The organism is Limnohabitans lacus (assembly GCF_030053395.1).
Lineage (GTDB): Bacteria > Pseudomonadota > Gammaproteobacteria > Burkholderiales > Burkholderiaceae_C > Limnohabitans_A > Limnohabitans_A lacus.
Map to the genome: position 1 here is coordinate 1 of NZ_JASGBH010000001.1, position 17,370 is coordinate 17,370.

General features: G+C 59.5%; 18 protein-coding genes. 4 read left to right on the forward strand and 14 right to left on the reverse strand.

Annotated elements, in window-relative coordinates:
• From QLQ16_RS00005 to QLQ16_RS00015, 3 genes are all read left to right on the forward strand, one after another.
• Positions 1–784 (forward strand): Mu transposase domain-containing protein (locus QLQ16_RS00005; protein WP_431310359.1); only part of this gene is annotated, 784 nt, incomplete at its 5' end.
• Complete coding sequence (gene istB, locus QLQ16_RS00010; protein ID WP_283222643.1) at positions 781–1,545, forward strand: IS21-like element helper ATPase IstB; 765 nt, start codon at positions 781–783, stop codon at positions 1,543–1,545. The genes QLQ16_RS00005 and istB, both read left to right, overlap by 4 nt.
• Positions 1,546–1,711: 166 nt before the next feature.
• Positions 1,712–2,023 (forward strand): hypothetical protein, encoded by a 312-nt coding sequence (locus QLQ16_RS00015; RefSeq protein ID WP_283222644.1) that lies wholly within the window; start codon positions 1,712–1,714, stop codon positions 2,021–2,023.
• 326 nt (positions 2,024–2,349) lie between these two features.
• Here QLQ16_RS00015 and QLQ16_RS00020 read toward each other — a convergent pair whose 3' ends face one another.
• From QLQ16_RS00020 to QLQ16_RS00035, 4 genes are all read right to left on the reverse strand, one after another.
• The gene (locus tag QLQ16_RS00020; protein ID WP_283222645.1) at positions 2,350–2,868 is read right to left on the reverse strand and encodes a hypothetical protein; all 519 of its coding nucleotides are present in this window, start codon (positions 2,866–2,868) and stop codon (positions 2,350–2,352) included.
• Positions 2,869–2,886: 18 nt separating this feature from the next.
• The gene (locus QLQ16_RS00025; protein WP_283222646.1) at positions 2,887–3,312 is read right to left on the reverse strand and encodes a hypothetical protein; all 426 of its coding nucleotides are present in this window, start codon (positions 3,310–3,312) and stop codon (positions 2,887–2,889) included.
• Positions 3,313–3,398: 86 nt separating this feature from the next.
• Positions 3,399–4,958 carry a lysine--tRNA ligase gene (gene lysS / locus QLQ16_RS00030; protein WP_283222647.1) on the reverse strand — a complete coding sequence of 520 codons (1,560 nt, stop codon included), beginning with the start codon at positions 4,956–4,958 and terminating at the stop codon, positions 3,399–3,401.
• Positions 4,959–5,038: 80 nt separating this feature from the next.
• Positions 5,039–5,710, reverse strand: a complete 672-nt coding sequence (locus tag QLQ16_RS00035) for an LON peptidase substrate-binding domain-containing protein (RefSeq protein WP_283222648.1) — start codon at positions 5,708–5,710, stop codon at positions 5,039–5,041.
• A gap of 33 nt (positions 5,711–5,743) precedes the next feature.
• On the opposite strand from QLQ16_RS00035, the gene QLQ16_RS00040 reads away from it, so the two are divergent.
• Positions 5,744–6,292 carry a YggT family protein gene (locus tag QLQ16_RS00040; RefSeq protein ID WP_283222649.1) on the forward strand — a complete coding sequence of 183 codons (549 nt, stop codon included), beginning with the start codon at positions 5,744–5,746 and terminating at the stop codon, positions 6,290–6,292.
• 66 nt (positions 6,293–6,358) lie between these two features.
• On the opposite strand, the gene accD is transcribed toward QLQ16_RS00040, so the two are convergent.
• From accD to leuC, 10 genes are all read right to left on the reverse strand, one after another.
• Complete coding sequence (accD, locus tag QLQ16_RS00045) at positions 6,359–7,231, reverse strand: acetyl-CoA carboxylase, carboxyltransferase subunit beta (RefSeq protein WP_283222650.1); 873 nt, start codon at positions 7,229–7,231, stop codon at positions 6,359–6,361.
• 59 nt (positions 7,232–7,290) lie between these two features.
• Positions 7,291–8,100: a tryptophan synthase subunit alpha gene (gene trpA / locus QLQ16_RS00050; protein ID WP_283222651.1), complete on the reverse strand. Its 810-nt coding sequence runs from the start codon at positions 8,098–8,100 to the stop codon at positions 7,291–7,293.
• Between the two features lie 78 nt (positions 8,101–8,178).
• Complete coding sequence (trpB, locus tag QLQ16_RS00055) at positions 8,179–9,462, reverse strand: tryptophan synthase subunit beta (protein WP_283222652.1); 1,284 nt, start codon at positions 9,460–9,462, stop codon at positions 8,179–8,181.
• A gap of 21 nt (positions 9,463–9,483) precedes the next feature.
• On the reverse strand, positions 9,484–10,155 hold the full coding sequence (locus tag QLQ16_RS00060) for a phosphoribosylanthranilate isomerase (RefSeq protein ID WP_283222653.1): 672 nt from the start codon (positions 10,153–10,155) through the stop codon (positions 9,484–9,486).
• On the reverse strand, positions 10,152–10,937 hold the full coding sequence (truA, locus tag QLQ16_RS00065) for a tRNA pseudouridine(38-40) synthase TruA (protein WP_283222654.1): 786 nt from the start codon (positions 10,935–10,937) through the stop codon (positions 10,152–10,154). Before truA ends, QLQ16_RS00060 begins: the two co-directional genes overlap by 4 nt.
• Complete coding sequence (locus tag QLQ16_RS00070; protein ID WP_283222655.1) at positions 10,934–12,586, reverse strand: type IV pilus assembly protein FimV; 1,653 nt, start codon at positions 12,584–12,586, stop codon at positions 10,934–10,936. The genes truA and QLQ16_RS00070 overlap by 4 nt, the downstream gene beginning before the upstream one ends.
• 103 nt (positions 12,587–12,689) lie before the next feature.
• Complete coding sequence (asd, locus tag QLQ16_RS00075; RefSeq protein ID WP_283222656.1) at positions 12,690–13,820, reverse strand: aspartate-semialdehyde dehydrogenase; 1,131 nt, start codon at positions 13,818–13,820, stop codon at positions 12,690–12,692.
• Between the two features lie 249 nt (positions 13,821–14,069).
• Positions 14,070–15,140 (reverse strand): 3-isopropylmalate dehydrogenase, encoded by a 1,071-nt coding sequence (gene leuB / locus QLQ16_RS00080; RefSeq protein ID WP_283222657.1) that lies wholly within the window; start codon positions 15,138–15,140, stop codon positions 14,070–14,072.
• A gap of 17 nt (positions 15,141–15,157) precedes the next feature.
• Positions 15,158–15,811, reverse strand: coding sequence for a 3-isopropylmalate dehydratase small subunit (gene leuD / locus QLQ16_RS00085; protein WP_283222658.1), 654 nt, complete (start codon positions 15,809–15,811; stop codon positions 15,158–15,160).
• Between the two features lie 20 nt (positions 15,812–15,831).
• Complete coding sequence (gene leuC / locus QLQ16_RS00090; RefSeq protein WP_283222659.1) at positions 15,832–17,253, reverse strand: 3-isopropylmalate dehydratase large subunit; 1,422 nt, start codon at positions 17,251–17,253, stop codon at positions 15,832–15,834.
• Positions 17,254–17,370: the final 117 nt, after the last annotated feature.

Consider the following 17,370-nt stretch of genomic DNA (forward strand, 5'->3'; position numbering starts at 1 on the left):
TTGGGAGACGAACTGGGCCGCCAAGCGCATCCACGGCACCGAGCGCCAACAGGTGCAGGCCATGTTCGAAGCCGAGCGCCCACACCTCAAACCCTTGCCCCTGCTGGGCATGCAGTACTTCACCCAAGGGGTGCGCACCGTGTGCGATGACAGCTGCGTGCGGGTCGATCACAGCAGCTACGCGGCCCGGCCTGCGGCCATTGGAGCCAAAGTGCTGGTGCGCATCTTTGAGCGGCGCATCGAGATTCGGGATCTGCAAGGCGCTTTGCTACGCACCCATGCCAAGGCCGATCGGCCCGGCTCGGTGGTGCTGCCCGCAGACGAGCGGGTGTTCAACCCATCGCGTGAGACACGGCAAATCTTGCGCCAGGCCAAAGAAATCGGCCAGCATGCCAGCCGCCTGTGTGAGCTGATGTTTGCAGCAGAGGGCCGGGTGGGCCAAAGAAAGCTCTGGGGCATCGTGGGATTGACCAAACGCTACCCGGCTGTCTGCATTGACAGCGCCTGCGCCCAGGCCTTGGAGCAAGGGGTCTACAGCTACAACCATGTCAAGACTTTGGCCGAGCGTTTGTTTGCCCAAGCCATGGAGGCCATGGACGAGGCCGCAAACGATGGCCATGCAGACCGGGTTGCCAGTGACCTCGTTCATGAAGACCCTCTGGCCCAGCAGCATGAGCTCATTCGCCAGGCTGACGAGTATGCGGATTTGTTCACCCATGCGGCCATGCTCGCCGGTGCGGCCGCGAGCCGGGCCATGGATACAGCCCAAGGAGGTCAGGCATGAACATGACCGAGATCGACAACGCTTTGCGTCAGCTGCGCCTGTCGGGCATGCAGCAAACGCTGAGCACACGCGCCATGCAGGCCCAGGCCAGCCAGGAGTCATTCCTGGAGACCTTTGCCGCCTTGCTGCAAGACGAGCTGGAGCGGCGCAGATCGGTGCTGCTCGATCGCCGCTACAAGCGCTCGGGGCTCGATGAGAAGGCCTCCTTGGTGGACTTGGACTGGCGCTTTAACCCCAAGATACCCCGGGCTGCGTGCTTTGAGTTGCACACCTTGAAGTTCATCACCGAAGGGGCCAATGCGCTCATTGTGGGCAAACCGGGCACGGGCAAGAGCCATGTGGCCAAGGCACTGGCGTACCAGGCCACGCTGCAGGGCTATGACGTACGGTATTTGGAGGCGGACACCGAGTTTGCGCGTTATGCGCTGGCGGGCAGCCAGGACAGAGCGAGTTTGCTCAGGGAGTGGGTCAAGCCGGATTTGTTGATCGTGGACGATCTGTTTCTGGCCAGGCGGATCACGGCGGAGGCGGCAGAAGTGTTGCAAGCGATTGTTCACCAGCGCTACAAGCTCAGGCGAGCAATGGTGGTGACCTCCAACAGGGTGGTGCAGGATTGGGGCAAGTATCTGGGGGATGTGACGATGGCCAGCACGATCTTGGACAGGTTGATGCACCGCTGCGTGATGCTGGAGTTTGAGGGCAAGAGCTATAGGCTCAAGGAGGCGGCGGCGCGCTTGGTCATCCAAGCTGACGCGTCATAATCTGAGGGCGCTGCCTGGGGGAATTTGGGGTGGCCACGGGTGGGGGAATTTGGACTGACCATCAGGGGAACTTGCAGGTTCCATTGGCAAATACATTCTTGCCGCTGATACGGTGAGCTTGGATCTGTCGGCTTTGCACAGTAGCAGCCCGCAAGTGGGTGATGTGGTGGCCATCAACCACATCAGCCTGTCGGGCGGCGGCTCCGTTCGGGATGCTGCTCATGTTCTGAATTTGACAACGAGCGATGTACTGGCGCTGGGTGTGAAGAACAGTTTCATCTCCAATGGACATGTGCAAATGCGCATTGATGGGGATGCGGCGGACAAAGTGGTGCTGGACGATTTGTTGGGGGGCTCAACCTATGCCTGGACCGCATCAAAACAAACAATCAATGGTTCGGCATACCATGTCTACAGCAATGCTGATCTTGGCTTGGATCTTTTGGTTCAACAAGCCGTTACAGTGACGCTGGTTTGACGCGTGCAGTGTGGACGGCATCAGATGGCTGTTCATTTGTGACTGTTGAGCGCACCCCAAAACCCTGTTTCAGCTGGGTTTATGGGGTCGTTCGGTTGGTCAGCACACTCAAATAGAATCGCCCGCACCGACACAGCTTTGAGAGTCAGTAACACGCAATAGGATCATGGGTGACTGGATTGGTTTTTACAACCACCAGTTTCCACGCCTGCCTTGTGGATTTTTCGCTGGACCAATACAAAGGTGCGCGAGATGCTGGGCGACGCGCCTCAATTGCAGGATAGGCGCGTATTCAATAGATGAAAATCAACGCCAGCGTATAAGGGCTATGAAGACACTCGCGATGCCGAATGAATGTCATTGCAGTCTGATTGATTAATTGAGATTTTGAAAGCCAGTTGACCTGCAGAATCACGGTAAACGTTCAAAAAATCTATCCCTGCTGCTAGCATGTTTTTCCGGATGGGGTCGAAGCAGGCTTGCTCTTTCAATACAAGAGCCATTTTTTGCAATATTTTTTCTTCAGAAAATTTATTTTTTTGATATTTTTTAAGCTCATACAAGTGGATAATTTTTTCATCCTTGTATTCGACGTTCAACAAAATTGTTTTGTCGTCAATGACATAAGGTAATTTTTTGTTGATATCGGGAAGCTCGGCCAAAAAACTGTTTAGAAGGTAGTCCTTGAGACTCAGTGTCACCGTTGTGCTCTTGAATTCGGTTTTTTCTTCTTTGTATTTAAAGAAAAGCAAGCAGGAGGTAATTGCCAGAAGGATTGCAACGGCTGTAAAGTGCTTTTTCATAAAAATCAGGCCGATGCCTTGAGATGAATGGGAGGAATTCATCTCAAGTTACTCATGTGCTTAGTTTGAGCCTTCTTTGATTGTTTTATCTTCACCCATAATCATCTTGATCACTGGTGGATATTGGTAGGCGCTTCCATTGTTGTGATCGATGATCGCGCCAATCCCACCGCCAAAAATGATGTTTCCAAACATATTGGCTTTTGTTTTGGAGACAACGTTGGCTCGGGCGTCAGAAAATCCGGATTTTGTACATTTGACGATCAAATCTTTGTTTGAACGATGAACCATCACGGTAGCCGGTGTAACAGCTGTCCAACTGCCTTCATCATTTTTCAATTCGCAGGCAGCGCCAACCAAGTCGTTGTTATCTGCTGAATAAGTCATCAGTGAAAGATTTTGACTGGTGCCTTCGGACGTGAGGGTCGAGCATCCTGAAGCTAAGACAGTCAGTGCAACAATGCTTGGAACAACAATTTTTAGCATATTAAAAACCCCTTTTGATTAAAAAAAGGAGTTCATTGTAACTAATTTGATGCTCCGGTTGAGCATTTGATGCCTGTTGCTGCTCGTTATTCCTGCACGTGGCGCAGCGCCGGGAACAAGATCACGTCTCGGATGCTGGCGCTGTCGGTCAGCAGCATCATCAGGCGGTCGATGCCGATACCGCAGCCGCCCGCAGGGGGCATGCCGTATTCGAGGGCGCGCACGAAGTCGTGGTCGTAGTACATGGCTTCGTCGTCGCCGTCGTCTTTGGCGGCCACTTGCGCGTGAAAGCGTGCGGCCTGGTCTTCGGCGTCGTTCAGCTCGGAAAAGCCGTTGCCAAACTCGCGGCCGGTGATGTACAGCTCAAAGCGCTCGGTCACTTCGGGGCGGGTGTCATTGGCGCGGGCCAGCGGGCTGATCTCGGTCGGGTGCTCCATGATGAAGGTCGGCTCCCAGAGCTTGTCCTCCACGGTTTCCTCGAAGTAGAACACCTGCAGGCTGGCCAAGCTGCGGGTGGACAGCTTGTTTTTCTCTTCGTTCATGCCCAGCTTTTTCAGGGCATTGATCAGCCACTCGGCGTTGTCCACGTTGTCGCCCGCTTCGGTGTGTTTCACGATGGCTTCGCGGATGGTCATGCGGGCGAAAGGCTTGTTCAGGTCCACTGGTTGGCCGTTGTAGGTCAAGTCCAGCGTGCCTGCTGCGGTCATGGCCGCGTCGCGGATCAGGCTTTCGGTGAAACCCATCAGGTCCTGGTAGTTCCAGTAGGCCGCGTAGAACTCCATCATGGTGAACTCGGGGTTGTGGCGCACCGAGATGCCTTCGTTGCGGAAGTTGCGGTTGATCTCGAACACGCGCTCAAACCCACCCACCAGCAGGCGCTTGAGGTACAGCTCGGGCGCGATGCGCAAGAACATTTCTTGTTCGAGCGCGTTGTGGTGTGTGATGAACGGCTTGGCATTGGCACCGCCGGGAATGGGGTGCAGCATGGGCGTTTCGACTTCGAGAAAGCCGTGCTGGACCATGAACTCGCGGATGCCGCTGACGGCTTTGCTGCGGGCCATGAAACGCTTGCGGGCGGCTTCGTCGGTCATCAGGTCCACATAGCGTTGGCGGTATTTGACTTCCTGGTCGGCCACGCCGTGGAACTTGTCAGGCATGGGGCGCAGGCTCTTGGTGAGCATGCGGATCGATGTGGCATGGATCGACAGCTCGCCGGTGCGGGTTTTGAACAAATGGCCTTCCACGCCCACGATGTCGCCCAGGTCCCAGTGCTTGAACAGGGCGTACAGGTCTTCACCCACGTCGTCGCGGGTCACATAGACCTGGATGCGGCCGGTGGCGTCTTGCAGCGTGGCAAAGCTGGCCTTGCCCATCACGCGCTTGAGCATCATGCGGCCAGCGACTTTGGCCGTGGTCTTGGCCACGCCTTCGCCGTTCAGTTCTTCGGCGGCTTTGTCGCCATGGGCCTGGTGCAGGTTGGCGGCGTGGTGCTCGGGCTTGAAGTCGTTGGGGAATGCCACGCCTTTGCCTTCAGCCTGCGCCTGGCGCATGGCCTTGAGTTTTTCGCGGCGCTCGGCGATCAGCTGGTTTTCATCCTGTGGGGCAGGGCTTGGGGCGGCAGCGGCGTTGGCGGTCGTGTCAGACATGGCGAGGAGCAGTTGGGACGCGGCGCAGGGGGCGCCAGATCCGGGGTTGGAATGTGCGCGAAGGCGCAAAGCCCTCTATTTTAAGAGTTTGCGGGCGGTTTCCCGTCCGAAACAGCATCAGAAGTTGGCGCGACCAGATCGCCGATCAATTCCAGCCGCATCAAGGGCTCTTGCAAGGCGAACAGTCGGTATTTCATGGCCAGGGGCAAAGGCAGCAATTCGCCATAGCGGTCAGACAGCCAGCTGCAGTCTTGCAGGCGCCAGGCTTCGTTCCAGTGCGGCACCACGCTTTGCTGGGCGCTCAGGCTTTGCAGGGCCCCGTGCATCTGGTCGGACAGGTGCTGAAGGTGCTCCGGGACGGCCACCTGAGGCTCAGGCGGCAGCGCTTGCACCTGACCTTGCCACAGACCGTCGCTGCGTTGCGCGGTGCTGTGAATCTTGAACCTTTCCAGACCTCTGCACCAGACCCGCACCAAGCCCGCTTGGGGCCGCTCGATGCGCTCAATTTGCACCCGCGTGCCGATGGGCTCGAACTGCTCGGCCGCCTGCCCGGGGCGGTGCACCTCGCGGCCCTGGGTCAATGTCACGACCCCAAAGCCGGTGCCTTGGCGCTCGCACTCGCCAATCATTTGCAAATAGCGCAGCTCAAACAGCTGCAAGGGCAAGAGGGCGCCCGGAAACAGCACCGTGCCCAAGGGGAACAGGGGCAATGCCGTCAAGGATTCAGGGGAGAGGACGTGGTTTTCAGGCATCTGGGTATCATCGCACGAGCAGGAGAAAAAGCGATGTGGTTGCAGATGGTGAACATGGTTTTGGAAGTGGTGGCCGGCCTGGTGGCGGGCACCTGTTTGTTGCGCTTTGTCATGCAGTGGCAGCGCATTTCGTTTCAGCAGCCGCTGGGCCGCTTTGTGTTTACCGTGACCGACTGGCTGGTCCTGCCCTTGCGCAAGGTCATTCCAACTGGGTCTGGTTGGGATTTGTCGAGCTTGCTGGGGGCTTGGTTGGTCAAACTCGCGCAATTCGGCGTGCTGTGGTTTTTGGCGGGCGGACGCGGTCAGCTTGGCCTCTTGCCCTTGGTCGGCTTGGTCGGCCTGGCGCAGTTGGTGGTGTCGGCGCTGGGCGCTTTGGTGTTGGTCTTGGCGCTCATGTCCTGGGTCAATCCGGGCTCGCCCATGCACACGTTGAGTGAGCGTTTGTGCAGTCCCTTTTTACGGCCATTTCGCCGTTGGATTCCTCTTGTCGGCGGTGTGGATTTGTCGCCCATCGCGCTGCTGCTGGTTTTGCAGCTGCTGGGCATCGTGCTGGCCCAGTTGCAAATGAGTTGGATGTATTGAACAGCATCGCCCCCGAAGCAAAAGGCCCTCATGCGAGGGCCTTTTGCTTCGGAGATCGCTGCGTGATCAGCTCACCGCATCGGCCGGCTGCCGCTGCAGCATGGCCAAGGTGCTGGCCACGGTTTTGCGCAGTTCGCGGCGGTCGCAGATGAAGTCCACCGCGCCCTTGGTCTGCAGGAACTCGGCCCGCTGGAAGCCCTCGGGCAGCGTCACGCGCACGGTGGTCTCGATCACGCGGGGGCCCGCAAAGCCGATCAGGGCTTTGGGCTCGGCAATCACCACGTCACCCACGAAAGCAAAACCTGCGGACACGCCGCCCATGGTGGGGTCGGTCAGCACGCTGATGTAGGGAAGGCCTTTTTTGGCCAGACGGGTCAGCGCGGCATTGGTCTTGGCCATTTGCATCAGGGACAGCAGACCTTCTTGCATGCGGGCGCCGCCGGTGGCAGTGAAGCACACAAAGGGGACTTTTTGCGCGATGGCGGTTTCCACGCCGCGCACAAAACGCTCACCCACCACCGAGCCCATGGAGCCGCCCATGAAGTCGAATTCAAAGCAGGCCACCACCAGCTCGATGTTGTGCACCGAGCCGCCCATGACCACCAGGGCATCGGTCTCGCCCGTGTTGTCCATGGCTTCTTTGAGGCGCTCGGGGTACTTGCGGCTGTCTTTGAACTTCAAAGCGTCCACGGGCACCACTTCCTGGCCAATTTCGTAGCGGCCTTCACCGTCCAGGAATGCGTTCAGACGGGCGCGTGCGCCAATGCGCAGGTGGTGCGAGCAGCTGGGGCAGACGTTTTGGTTTTCTTCGAGGTCGGTCTTGTAGAGCACGGTCTCGCAGCTGGGGCATTTGATCCACAAGCCTTCAGGCACTTGTCGGCGATCGGCCGGGTCGGTGTGCTGAATTTTTGGGGGGAGCAGTTTTTCTAGCCAACTCATGAGGGTTCTCCTTCAGGGGCGGATTATCGTTGAAACGCGGTCAGCGACTTCAGACGGGATCAGGCGTCCAGCGCTTGGCGGATGCCGCTCAAGAACTCGTAGGCCACAGCGTTGATGCGATCGGACGGTTCGGCATCGATCAACTGGATCAGGCGGCTGCCAATGACCACCGCATCGGCCACGCGGCTGATGGCTTTGGCCGTGGCGGCGTCGCGGATGCCAAAGCCCACGCCCACCGGCACACTCACGTGTTGGCGGATGCGCGGCAGCATGGTTTCCACCGCATCGATGTCCAAGGCGCCAGAGCCTGTCACGCCTTTGAGTGACACGTAATAGACATAGCCGCTGGCAACCTGGGCCACTTGCTGCATGCGCTCGTCGGTGCTGGTGGGGGCCAGCAAGAAGATCAGGTCCATGCTGTGGGCGCGCAGTTTGGCGGCAAATTCCACACACTCTTCGGGCGGGTAGTCCACGATCAGCACGCCATCCACACCCGCAGCCGAGGCGTCGCGGATGAAGCTGTCAGCACCGAATTTTTGGTCATAGCGCTCCACCGGGTTGGCGTAGCCCATCAGCACCACGGGGGTGCTGGTGTTGGTTTGGCGAAACTCGCGCACCATGGCCAGCACCTGCACCAATCCAATGCCATAGGCCAGGGCGCGGTCGCCCGCCTTTTGGATCACAGGGCCGTCGGCGGAGGGGTCCGAAAACGGAACGCCCAACTCGATGATGTCGGCACCGGCACCGGCCATGGCGTGCATCAGCGAAGGGGTGCTGTCGGCAAAGGGAAAGCCTGCCGTCACAAACGGGATCAGGGCCTTGCGGCCTTGGGCTTTGAGTTGGGAGAGGGTGGTGTCTATGCGGCTCATGGGGGATTCAGTGTGGCTGTTGTGGGAGCCAGCCCTGCTGGCGAAGGATGATCGCTTGCAGGCAAGCTCCTACAGGGGTCATTTCATGAGGATCACGGGCTGATCGCCGCCTTTGACCGATTGGCCACGGCAGCTGGGGCGGCAGTAGAAGTCGGCTTGGCTCAGGTCGGCCACGGTGCCGATGTCTTTGTCGCCACGGCCCGACAGGTTGACCAGGATCGACTGGTCAGCGCGCATGGTTTTGGCCAGCTGCATGGCGTAGGCCACGGCGTGACTCGACTCGAGCGCGGGGATGATGCCCTCGGTGCGGCACAGGTAGTGGAAGGCTTCGAGCGCTTCCTTGTCGGTGATGCCCACGTATTCGGCGCGGCCGATGTCCTTCAAGAAGGCGTGCTCGGGGCCGACGCCGGGGTAGTCCAGGCCCGCGCTCACGCTGTGGGTTTCGGTGATTTGGCCGTTGTCGTCTTGCAAGATGTAGGTGCGGTTGCCATGCAGCACGCCAGGACTGCCGAGCTGCAGCGAGCACGAGTGCTTGCCCGAATCCATGCCTTCGCCGGCGGCTTCCACACCGATCAAGCGGGTGTTCTCATGGGCAATGTAGGGGTAGAAGATGCCCATGGCGTTGCTGCCGCCGCCCACGCAGGCAATGACCGCGTCGGGTTGCTGCTCGGCCATTTGCAGGCTCTTGAACATCTCGGGCATTTGCGTGAGGCACTCTTCGCCGATCACGCTTTGGAAGTCGCGAACCATCATGGGGTAGGGGTGCGGGCCCGCCACGGTGCCGATGATGTAGAAGGTGTTGTCCACATTGGCCACCCAGTCGCGCATGGCTTCGTTCAGGGCGTCTTTGAGTGTCTTGCTGCCTGACTCGACCGGGATCACGGTCGCGCCCAAGAGCTTCATGCGGTAGACGTTGGGGCTTTGGCGCTTGACGTCTTCGCTGCCCATGTAGACCACGCACTCCAGGCCATAGCGGGCGCAGATGGTGGCGGTGGCCACGCCGTGCTGGCCCGCGCCGGTCTCGGCAATGATGCGGGTTTTGCCCATGCGCTTGGCCAGCATGGCTTGGCCGATGGTGTTGTTGATCTTGTGGGCGCCGGTGTGGTTGAGGTCTTCGCGCTTCAAGAAGATTTGCGCTCCACCCATTTCACGGCTCATGCGGGCCGCGTGGTAGACGGGGGAGGGGCGACCCACAAAGTGCGCCAACTCCGACTTGAATTCGGCGATGAACGCAGGATCGTGCTGGTACTTGGCGTAGGCCGCTTTGAGTTCGTTGATGGCGTGCGTCAGGGTTTCTGACACAAAGCTGCCGCCATAAATGCCGAAGTGCCCCTTGGCATCGGGCTGTTGGTAGTCGTACATGGTGACCTTGGAAAACGGATTTCAGGAGGCGTTGTCTGCGGCGCGGACCGCCAAGACAAACTGCCGGATTTGGTCGGCATCTTTCAGGCCCTTGCCTGCTTCGATGCCGGAGCTCACGTCAACGGCCAAAGACCGTGCCCGTGGCCGCAAGGCGCGAATGCCATCGGCCACGTTTGCAGGTGTGAGTCCACCAGACAAAACGAGGTGAGCATTGACGCTTGGTGGCAGCAGTGACCAATTGAATGTTTTTCCGCCGCCGCCGTACCCGTCGACGTGCGCGTCGAGCAAGATGGCTTGGGCTTTTTGGTGAATTTCAGCGAATTTTACCAAGTCAAAGCGGGCCGCTTCGGTCAAGGGGATTCGGGCGGCCTTCAGGTGGGGGCGGCCCGTGGCTTGGCTCATGGCCTCGCAAAACTCGGGCGTTTCGTCGCCATGGAACTGCAAAACAGCGCCTGGCACCGCTGCGCAAGCTTGGCGGATGCGCTCGGCAGAATCGTTCACGAACAGCAAGACTGGCGATACAAAGGCGGGCAGCAGCTGCGCCAGCTCGGCAGCGCGCTCGATGCTCACATGGCGGGGGCTGGGCGGGTACAGCACAAAGCCCACCGCATCAGCGCCAGCCAGGGCTGCGGCTTGAACATCGGCTTCGCGGGTGAAGCCGCACATTTTGATGCGGGTGCGCTGCACGGTCATGGCAACCAGTCAAAGGGTGGGGTGGTGTCGGGCAGGCCCCATTCTGCGCTGTAAATCGGTCCGGCAAAGTAAAGGCCATTGGGCGAGAAGGTGGGGGCCGCTGCGTCGCGGTCTTTGGCATGCAGGACCTGCAGCATCCAGTCGGGACTTTGCTGGCCTTGGCCCACCTGGACCATGCAGCCCATGATGTTGCGGATCATGTGGTGCAAGAAGGCATTGCCTTCGAACTCAAAACGCCAGTAGTGGCCTTTTTGGGAGATGTCGATTGTGCGGAGTGTTTTGACCGGTGACAGCGCTTGGCAGCTGCTGGCCCGAAACGAGGAGAAATCATGCTCACCCAGCAAATGCAAACTGGCTTGGCGCATGGGCTCCTCGGCCAGTGGGCGGTAGGACCAACCCACGCGGCCGGCATCGAGGCTGGGGCGCACGGGTGAATCGAGCAACACGTACACATAACGCCGACCCGTGGCGCTGGCGCGGCAATGGAAGCTGTCGGGGACATACTGCGCCCATTGCACGGCAATGTCGTCGGGCAAGAAGCGGTTGGTGCCACGCACCCATGAGTAAGGCGTGCGGTCGAGGTTGGTGTCAAAGTGCACCACCTGCATCAGGCCATGCACCCCCGCATCGGTGCGTCCAGCGCACAAGGTGCTCACGCGGGGGACATCCGCAAAGGCCGCGAGGGCCTTTTCGAGTTTGTCTTGGATGGTCAGTCCGGAAGACTGACTTTGCCAGCCTTGGTAGGCCGTGCCGGAGTAGCTGACACCGAGCGCCAGTCTCACGCGATTTGACCGAGCATCTGGAGCGCGCGGGCCTTGAGGTCACCGCTGGCTGTGGATGCCACAGACATGATCAGCGTGCGGGCCAACTCCTTGTCGCCGGTGTCAAGCAATTGACTGGCCAAAGCCAGTTTGTTTTGTTCGGTCACTTCGTTGACTGTGGGTGCTGTGGTCGCGTCGTTCACCGTGGGTGCCGAGGTCGCTGAAGTGTTATTCAGGTTCAAATCAATCCCAGCCATTTGTGGAGGGATTTGCCCTGTGCCTTCTGCAGCTGGCTCGGCGGGGGACGGTATGTCGTCGTAAGAAGGGGCGAAAACCGCTTGCGACTGAGCGCTCTTATTGCGGATCCAGTAGACCATGGCCATCAAACCCAACAGCGCCCCAATGACCCACATCCACATCGACTTGTTTTGGCTCAGTTGATCGAGCAGTGAGGGCTGGGGCTGGGCTGCCCCAGTGAGCGCTGGAGAGGGGTGCTTGTCTGCGTCTGGCTTTTTGTTCTTGGACAGAGCCTCAAGATCCTGAAGGTTTTGATGGAGCGCTTGAAGCTGCTCGGCCGTGTCTTTGGCTTCACGTTCCGTGGCCAGTTTGGCTTCAGCCTTGCCCTCACCCGCCTGGGCTTTGGACAATGTCAGTTTGTCTTGAGGATTGCTTGAGACGGGCTCGCTCGGTGTGGCGTTGGTCACGCTGCCAGACATCTCACGACTTTGGCCAGTAGTCACCAGCAATGGTGACTGGGCCACGCGAAGCGCGTAGGCCGCAAAGTCACGGTTTTGCGCCAGCACCATTTGACGCGCTTCTGAGCGAGAAATTTGGGTGGCTTCATTGGCCGTTGGAATGCGCAATACTGTGCCCGCGCGCACCAAGTTCACGTTGCCTTCAATGAAGGCATTGGGGTTCGCGCGTGCAAGGGCCAGCAGCATTTGATCGAGCGAGACGTTCGGTGGCAACCTCTGTGCAAGCAAATTGGAAGCTGTATCGCCAGATCTGACCGTGAGGGCATCACCACCGGCAAAAGAGGTGACGGGCGCTGACGGATGGGTCACAACGGGTACTGCGTTCACAGTGACAGGGGTAGAAGCTGTCGCCGTGGGAGCAGGCGTTGTAGGGGCAGAGCCCACGGATTCGTACCGGTAAACCGGCACCTGGTTGGCATTCAGTTCGACACTGGTGGGTTTGAGACCGCCGTCGTTTGATGGGGGGGGCGAGATCGTTGGGGTTGAACGATTTGGACTGACTGGGGACGTGATGACATCACTTGGATTGCGCTGAGTCAGTGGCGCACTGGTCTGCCGGACATCTGCGTTGAGCAACAAAGCGTAGTTTTTCACGACGCGACCCGTCGGCCACTGGGCTTCAAGGATCAGGTCGATGAACGATTCTTGAACCGGGACTCGTCCGCTCAAGACGATGAAGGGGCGACCATCACTTCGGTGATCAATTCGCGTCGCCAGATCGACCAAGGCAGGGTTGTACTCCATCCCGGCTTGTCGAAAACTGGCGACCGAACCCAATTGCGCGCGAAGGCCACGCAGCTCATCGGGTGTGAATTGTGTGATTTCCACCTCTGCCCGCAAGGGCTCGCCAATCCCTGACAAAGACTGGAATTTGCCCAAGGTCAAAGCGTGGGAAGGCAGACTCCAAGCGAGCACGGTTGCAGCAGTTAATGCTTTGAGTGTGGAGACTCTTGCTTCGATAGGTGTCATTTTTCCCATATCTCGTACCTAATTAGTTGGTAATCGAAGATATCACAACTTAGGCATCCAACAAGATGCGCAGCATGCGGCGCAGCGGCTCGGCCGCGCCCCACAGCAGTTGGTCACCGATGGTGAAGGCGCCGACGTACTCTGGGCCCATGGCCAGCTTGCGCACGCGGCCCACTGGGATGGTCATGGTGCCGGTCACTGCCACTGGGGTCAGGTCGTGGATGGTGGCTTCGCGGGTGTTGGGCACCACTTTGACCCACTCGTTGTCTGCGGCGATCATGGCTTCGATGTCGGCCACGGGCACGTCTTTTTTGAGCTTGAAGGTCAAGGCCTGGCTGTGGCAGCGCATCGCGCCCACACGCACACAGAAACCGTCCACGGGAATTGCGGAAGAGCCAAAACCCTCGCCCATGCCCAAAATCTTGTTGGTTTCGGCCATGCCTTTCCACTCTTCCTTGGACATGCCGTTGCCCAGGTCCTTGTCGATCCAGGGGATCAAGGAGCCACCCAGGGGCACGCCAAAGTTGGCGGTCTCGGCACCGGTCAGGGCGCGTTGCTTGGCGACCACCATGCGGTCGATTTCCAGAATTGCGCTCTTGGGGTCGTCCAGCAGGGCTTTGACTTCGGCGTTCAGGGTGCCGTATTGGGTCAACAGCTCACGCATGTGTTGTGCACCGCCGCCCGAAGCGGCTTGGTAAGTCTGGGTGCTCATCCACTCGACCAGCCCGGCTTTGTAAAGAGCGCCCACGCCCATCAACATGCACGAGACGGTGCAGTTGCCGCCCACCCAGTTGTTGCCGCCGTGGGCCAGGGCGTTTTTGATCACGGGCATGTTGACCGGATCCAGGATGATCACGGCGTCTTTTTCCATGCGCAGGGTCGATGCGGCATCGATCCAGTGACCGTTCCAGCCCGCAGCGCGCAGCTTGGGGAAGACTTCGGAGGTGTAGTCGCCGCCCTGGGCGGTGATGATGATCTCGCAGCGCTTGAGCTGCTCAATGTTGAAAGCGTCTTGCAGGGTGGTTTCGTTCTTGGCCATCGAGGGGGCTTTGCCGCCCGCGTTCGATGTGGAGAAGAACAATGGCTCGATCAGGTCAAAGTCTTTTTCCTGAATCATGCGGTCCATCAGAACCGAGCCGACCATGCCGCGCCAGCCGACCAAACCTACTAACTTGCTCATTTCAACGCCCTTTCAGTTTTTAAAACAGTGTCAGACCAGACTGTTTGCCCGGCTCGTCTGGCCGGGAGGGCGCACGACGAACCAGGCCGGATCAGCCCTTAATGGTCGTGGTTTTTGTGGTGATTGCACGCTCGCCAGCCGCTGCCGTGGCGGCAGTGGCGAAGTTCAAGGAGAACAGGCGGGCGTTAAACATGCGAGGTATTGTAATGGATGCTGTCTGAGCACTTCCTGACAGCATCCATGCGGGATTCAGGCCAGCGCCTTGACCACCGCATCACCCATTTCGCGGGTGCTGACCTTGGTGGTACCTTCGCTGTAGATGTCGCCGGTGCGCAGGCCTTGGGCCAACACTTTTTGCACGGCCGCTTCGATGCGCTGAGCCGCTTTTTCCTGGTTCAAGGAAAAGCGCAGCATCATGGCCGCCGACAAGATGGTGGCCAGGGGGTTGGCAATGCCTTTGCCTGCGATGTCGGGGGCGCTGCCGTGGCTGGGCTCGTACAAGCCCTGATTCTTGGTGTTCAGGCTGGCCGAAGGCAGCATGCCGATTGAGCCGGTCAGCATCGAGGCTTCGTCGCTCAGGATGTCGCCAAACATATTGCCCGTGACCACCACGTCAAAGCGCTTGGGTTCCTTGACCAATTGCATGGCCGCGTTGTCCACGTACATGTGGTCCAGCGCCACATCGGGGTACTGCTGGCCGACTTCGGTGACCACGTCTTTCCAGAGCTGGAAGGTCTCCAGCACGTTGGCTTTGTCCACGCTGGTGAGGCGCTTGTTGCGCTTGCGGGCGGCTTGGAAGGCCACATGGGCAATGCGCTCGATCTCGGGCTTGGAGTAGCGCATGGTGTCAAACGCTTCTTCAGCACCAGGGAAGTGGCCATCGGTCGCGATGCGGCGACCACGGGGCTGACCAAAGTAAATGTCGCCGGTCAGCTCGCGGATGATCAGGATGTCCAGACCCGCGATCAGTTCTGGCTTGAGGCTGGACGCGCCGACCAGCTGCTCGTAGCAAATCGCGGGGCGGAAGTTGGCGAACAGGCCCATGTTTTTGCGCAGGCCCAAAATGGCTTGCTCGGGGCGCAAGGGGCGGTCGAGCTTGTCGTATTTCCAATCGCCGACCGCGCCGAACAGCACGGCGTCACTGTCCATGGCCAGCTTGAGCGTGGCTTCGGGCAGAGGGTGGCCATAGGCGTCGTAAGCGGCGCCGCCGACCAAGGCGGTTTCCATCTCGAACTTCAGGTCGAGCGTGTTCAGGACTTTGACGGCTTCGGCGACGATTTCGGTGCCGATGCCATCACCGGGAAGGACTGCGATTTTCATGGGGGTTCTCGGGTTTTTTATGCGTTGACGGCGGTGTGTGCGAGCCAGGGCTTGGTGGCCAAGCGCTCGGCTTCATAGGCTTTGATCTTGTCGGCGTGGCGCAGGGTCAGGCCAATGTCGTCCAGGCCATTGAGCAGGCAGTACTTGCGGAAAGCCTGCACCTCAAAGGGGATCTCTTCGCCTTGGGGGCGCACCACCACTTGGCGCTCCAAGTCCACGGTGAGCTCATAGCCCGGGAAGGCGGCCACTTCGTTGAACAGCAGGTCCACAGCGGCTTCGGGCAGCACGATGGGCAGCAGGCCGTTTTTGAAGCAGTTGTTGAAGAAGATGTCGGCAAAGCTGGGGGCGATCACGCAGCGAAAGCCGTACTGGTCGATGGCCCAGGGTGCGTGCTCACGTGAGGAGCCGCAGCCGAAGTTTTTGCGTGCCAAGAGCACCGACGCGCCTTTGTAACGCGGTTGGTTCAGCACGAAATCGGGGTTGGGCTTGCGGTCAGACTCGGGCACGCCGGGTTGACCCACATCCAGGTAACGCCATTCGTCGAACAGGTTGGGGCCAAAGCCCGTCTTGCGGATCGACTTGAGGAATTGTTTGGGGATGATGGCGTCGGTGTCCACGTTGGCGCGGTCCATCGGGGCCACGATGCCTTTGAGGAGGGTGAATTTCTGCATGTTGTGATTCCTCGATCGCTTCAGGCGAATTTGCGAACGTCAACGAAGTGGCCGTGGATGGCTGCCGCTGCGGCCATGGCAGGGCTGACCAAGTGGGTTCGACCTCCCGCGCCTTGACGGCCTTCAAAGTTGCGGTTGGAGGTCGATGCGCAGCGTTCGCCGGGCTCCAAACGGTCGGCGTTCATGGCCAAGCACATGGAGCAGCCGGGCTCGCGCCATTCAAAGCCCGCAGCGGTGAAGATCTCATGCAGACCTTCGCGCTCGGCTTGTTCTTTGACCAAGCCCGAGCCGGGCACGACCATGGCCAACTTGACGTTTTTGGCCACTTTTTGGCCAAGCTTCTTGACCACGGCGGCGGCTTCGCGCATGTCTTCGATGCGGCTGTTGGTGCACGAGCCGATGAAGACTTTGTCGATGGTGATGTCGGCCAAAGCTTTGCCTGGCTGCAGGCCCATGTAAGTCAGAGCGCGTTCGATGGCGTCGCGCTTGACGTCGTCTTTTTCTTTGTCGGGGTCGGGCGTGTGGCCGTCGATGCCCAGCACCATTTCGGGCGAGGTGCCCCAGGTGACTTGCGGCACGATGGTGCTGGCATCCAGTTCCACCACGGCGTCAAAGTGCGCGTCAGCGTCCGAGTGCAAGGTCTTCCAGTAAGCCACGGCGTGGTCCCACTCCACACCCGTGGGTGAGAGCAAACGGCCTTTGACGTACTCGATGGTCTTGTCGTCCACTGCCACCAGGCCTGCGCGTGCGCCGCCTTCGATGGCCATGTTGCAGACCGTCATGCGGCCTTCCATGCTCAAGCTGCGGATAGCCGAGCCTGCGAATTCGATGGTGTAGCCGGTGCCGCCAGCGGTACCGATTTTGCCGATGATGGCGAGCACGATGTCTTTGCCGGTGAGACCTTTGGCCAAGGTGCCCTCGACCTTGATGAGCATGTTCTTGGCTTTTTTGGCCAGCAAGGTCTGGGTGGCCATGACGTGTTCGACCTCGGAGGTGCCGATGCCGTGGGCCAGTGCACCAAATGCGCCGTGGGTGGAGGTGTGCGAGTCGCCGCAGACCACGGTCATGCCGGGCAAGGTGGCGCCGTTTTCAGGGCCAATGACGTGCACGATGCCTTGGCGCTTGGACATGAAGGGGAAAAAGGCTGCAGCGCCGTATTCCTTGATGTTCGAGTCCAGCGTGGTGATTTGTTCTTTGCTGATCGGGTCGGTGATGCCGTCGTAGCCCAGTTCCCAGCCAGTGGTGGGGGTGTTGTGGTCGGCGGTGGCCACGATGGAGCTGACGCGCCAGACTTTGCGGCCAGCTTGGCGCAGGCCTTCAAAGGCTTGTGGGCTGGTGACTTCGTGCACCAGATGGCGATCGATGTACAGGACGGAGGTACCGTCTTCTTCGGTGTGGACGACATGTTCGTCCCAGATCTTGTCGTAAAGCGTGCGTGCCATGGAGCTTCCTTGCTGTGCAACCTGCCATTTTATGCGGATAGGCGGCCTTCATCTGACCGTCTGCCAAGGCCTTTTGGTCGCTGCGGGGACTTGAGCGGCCGGGGCCCGGGGCTGCCA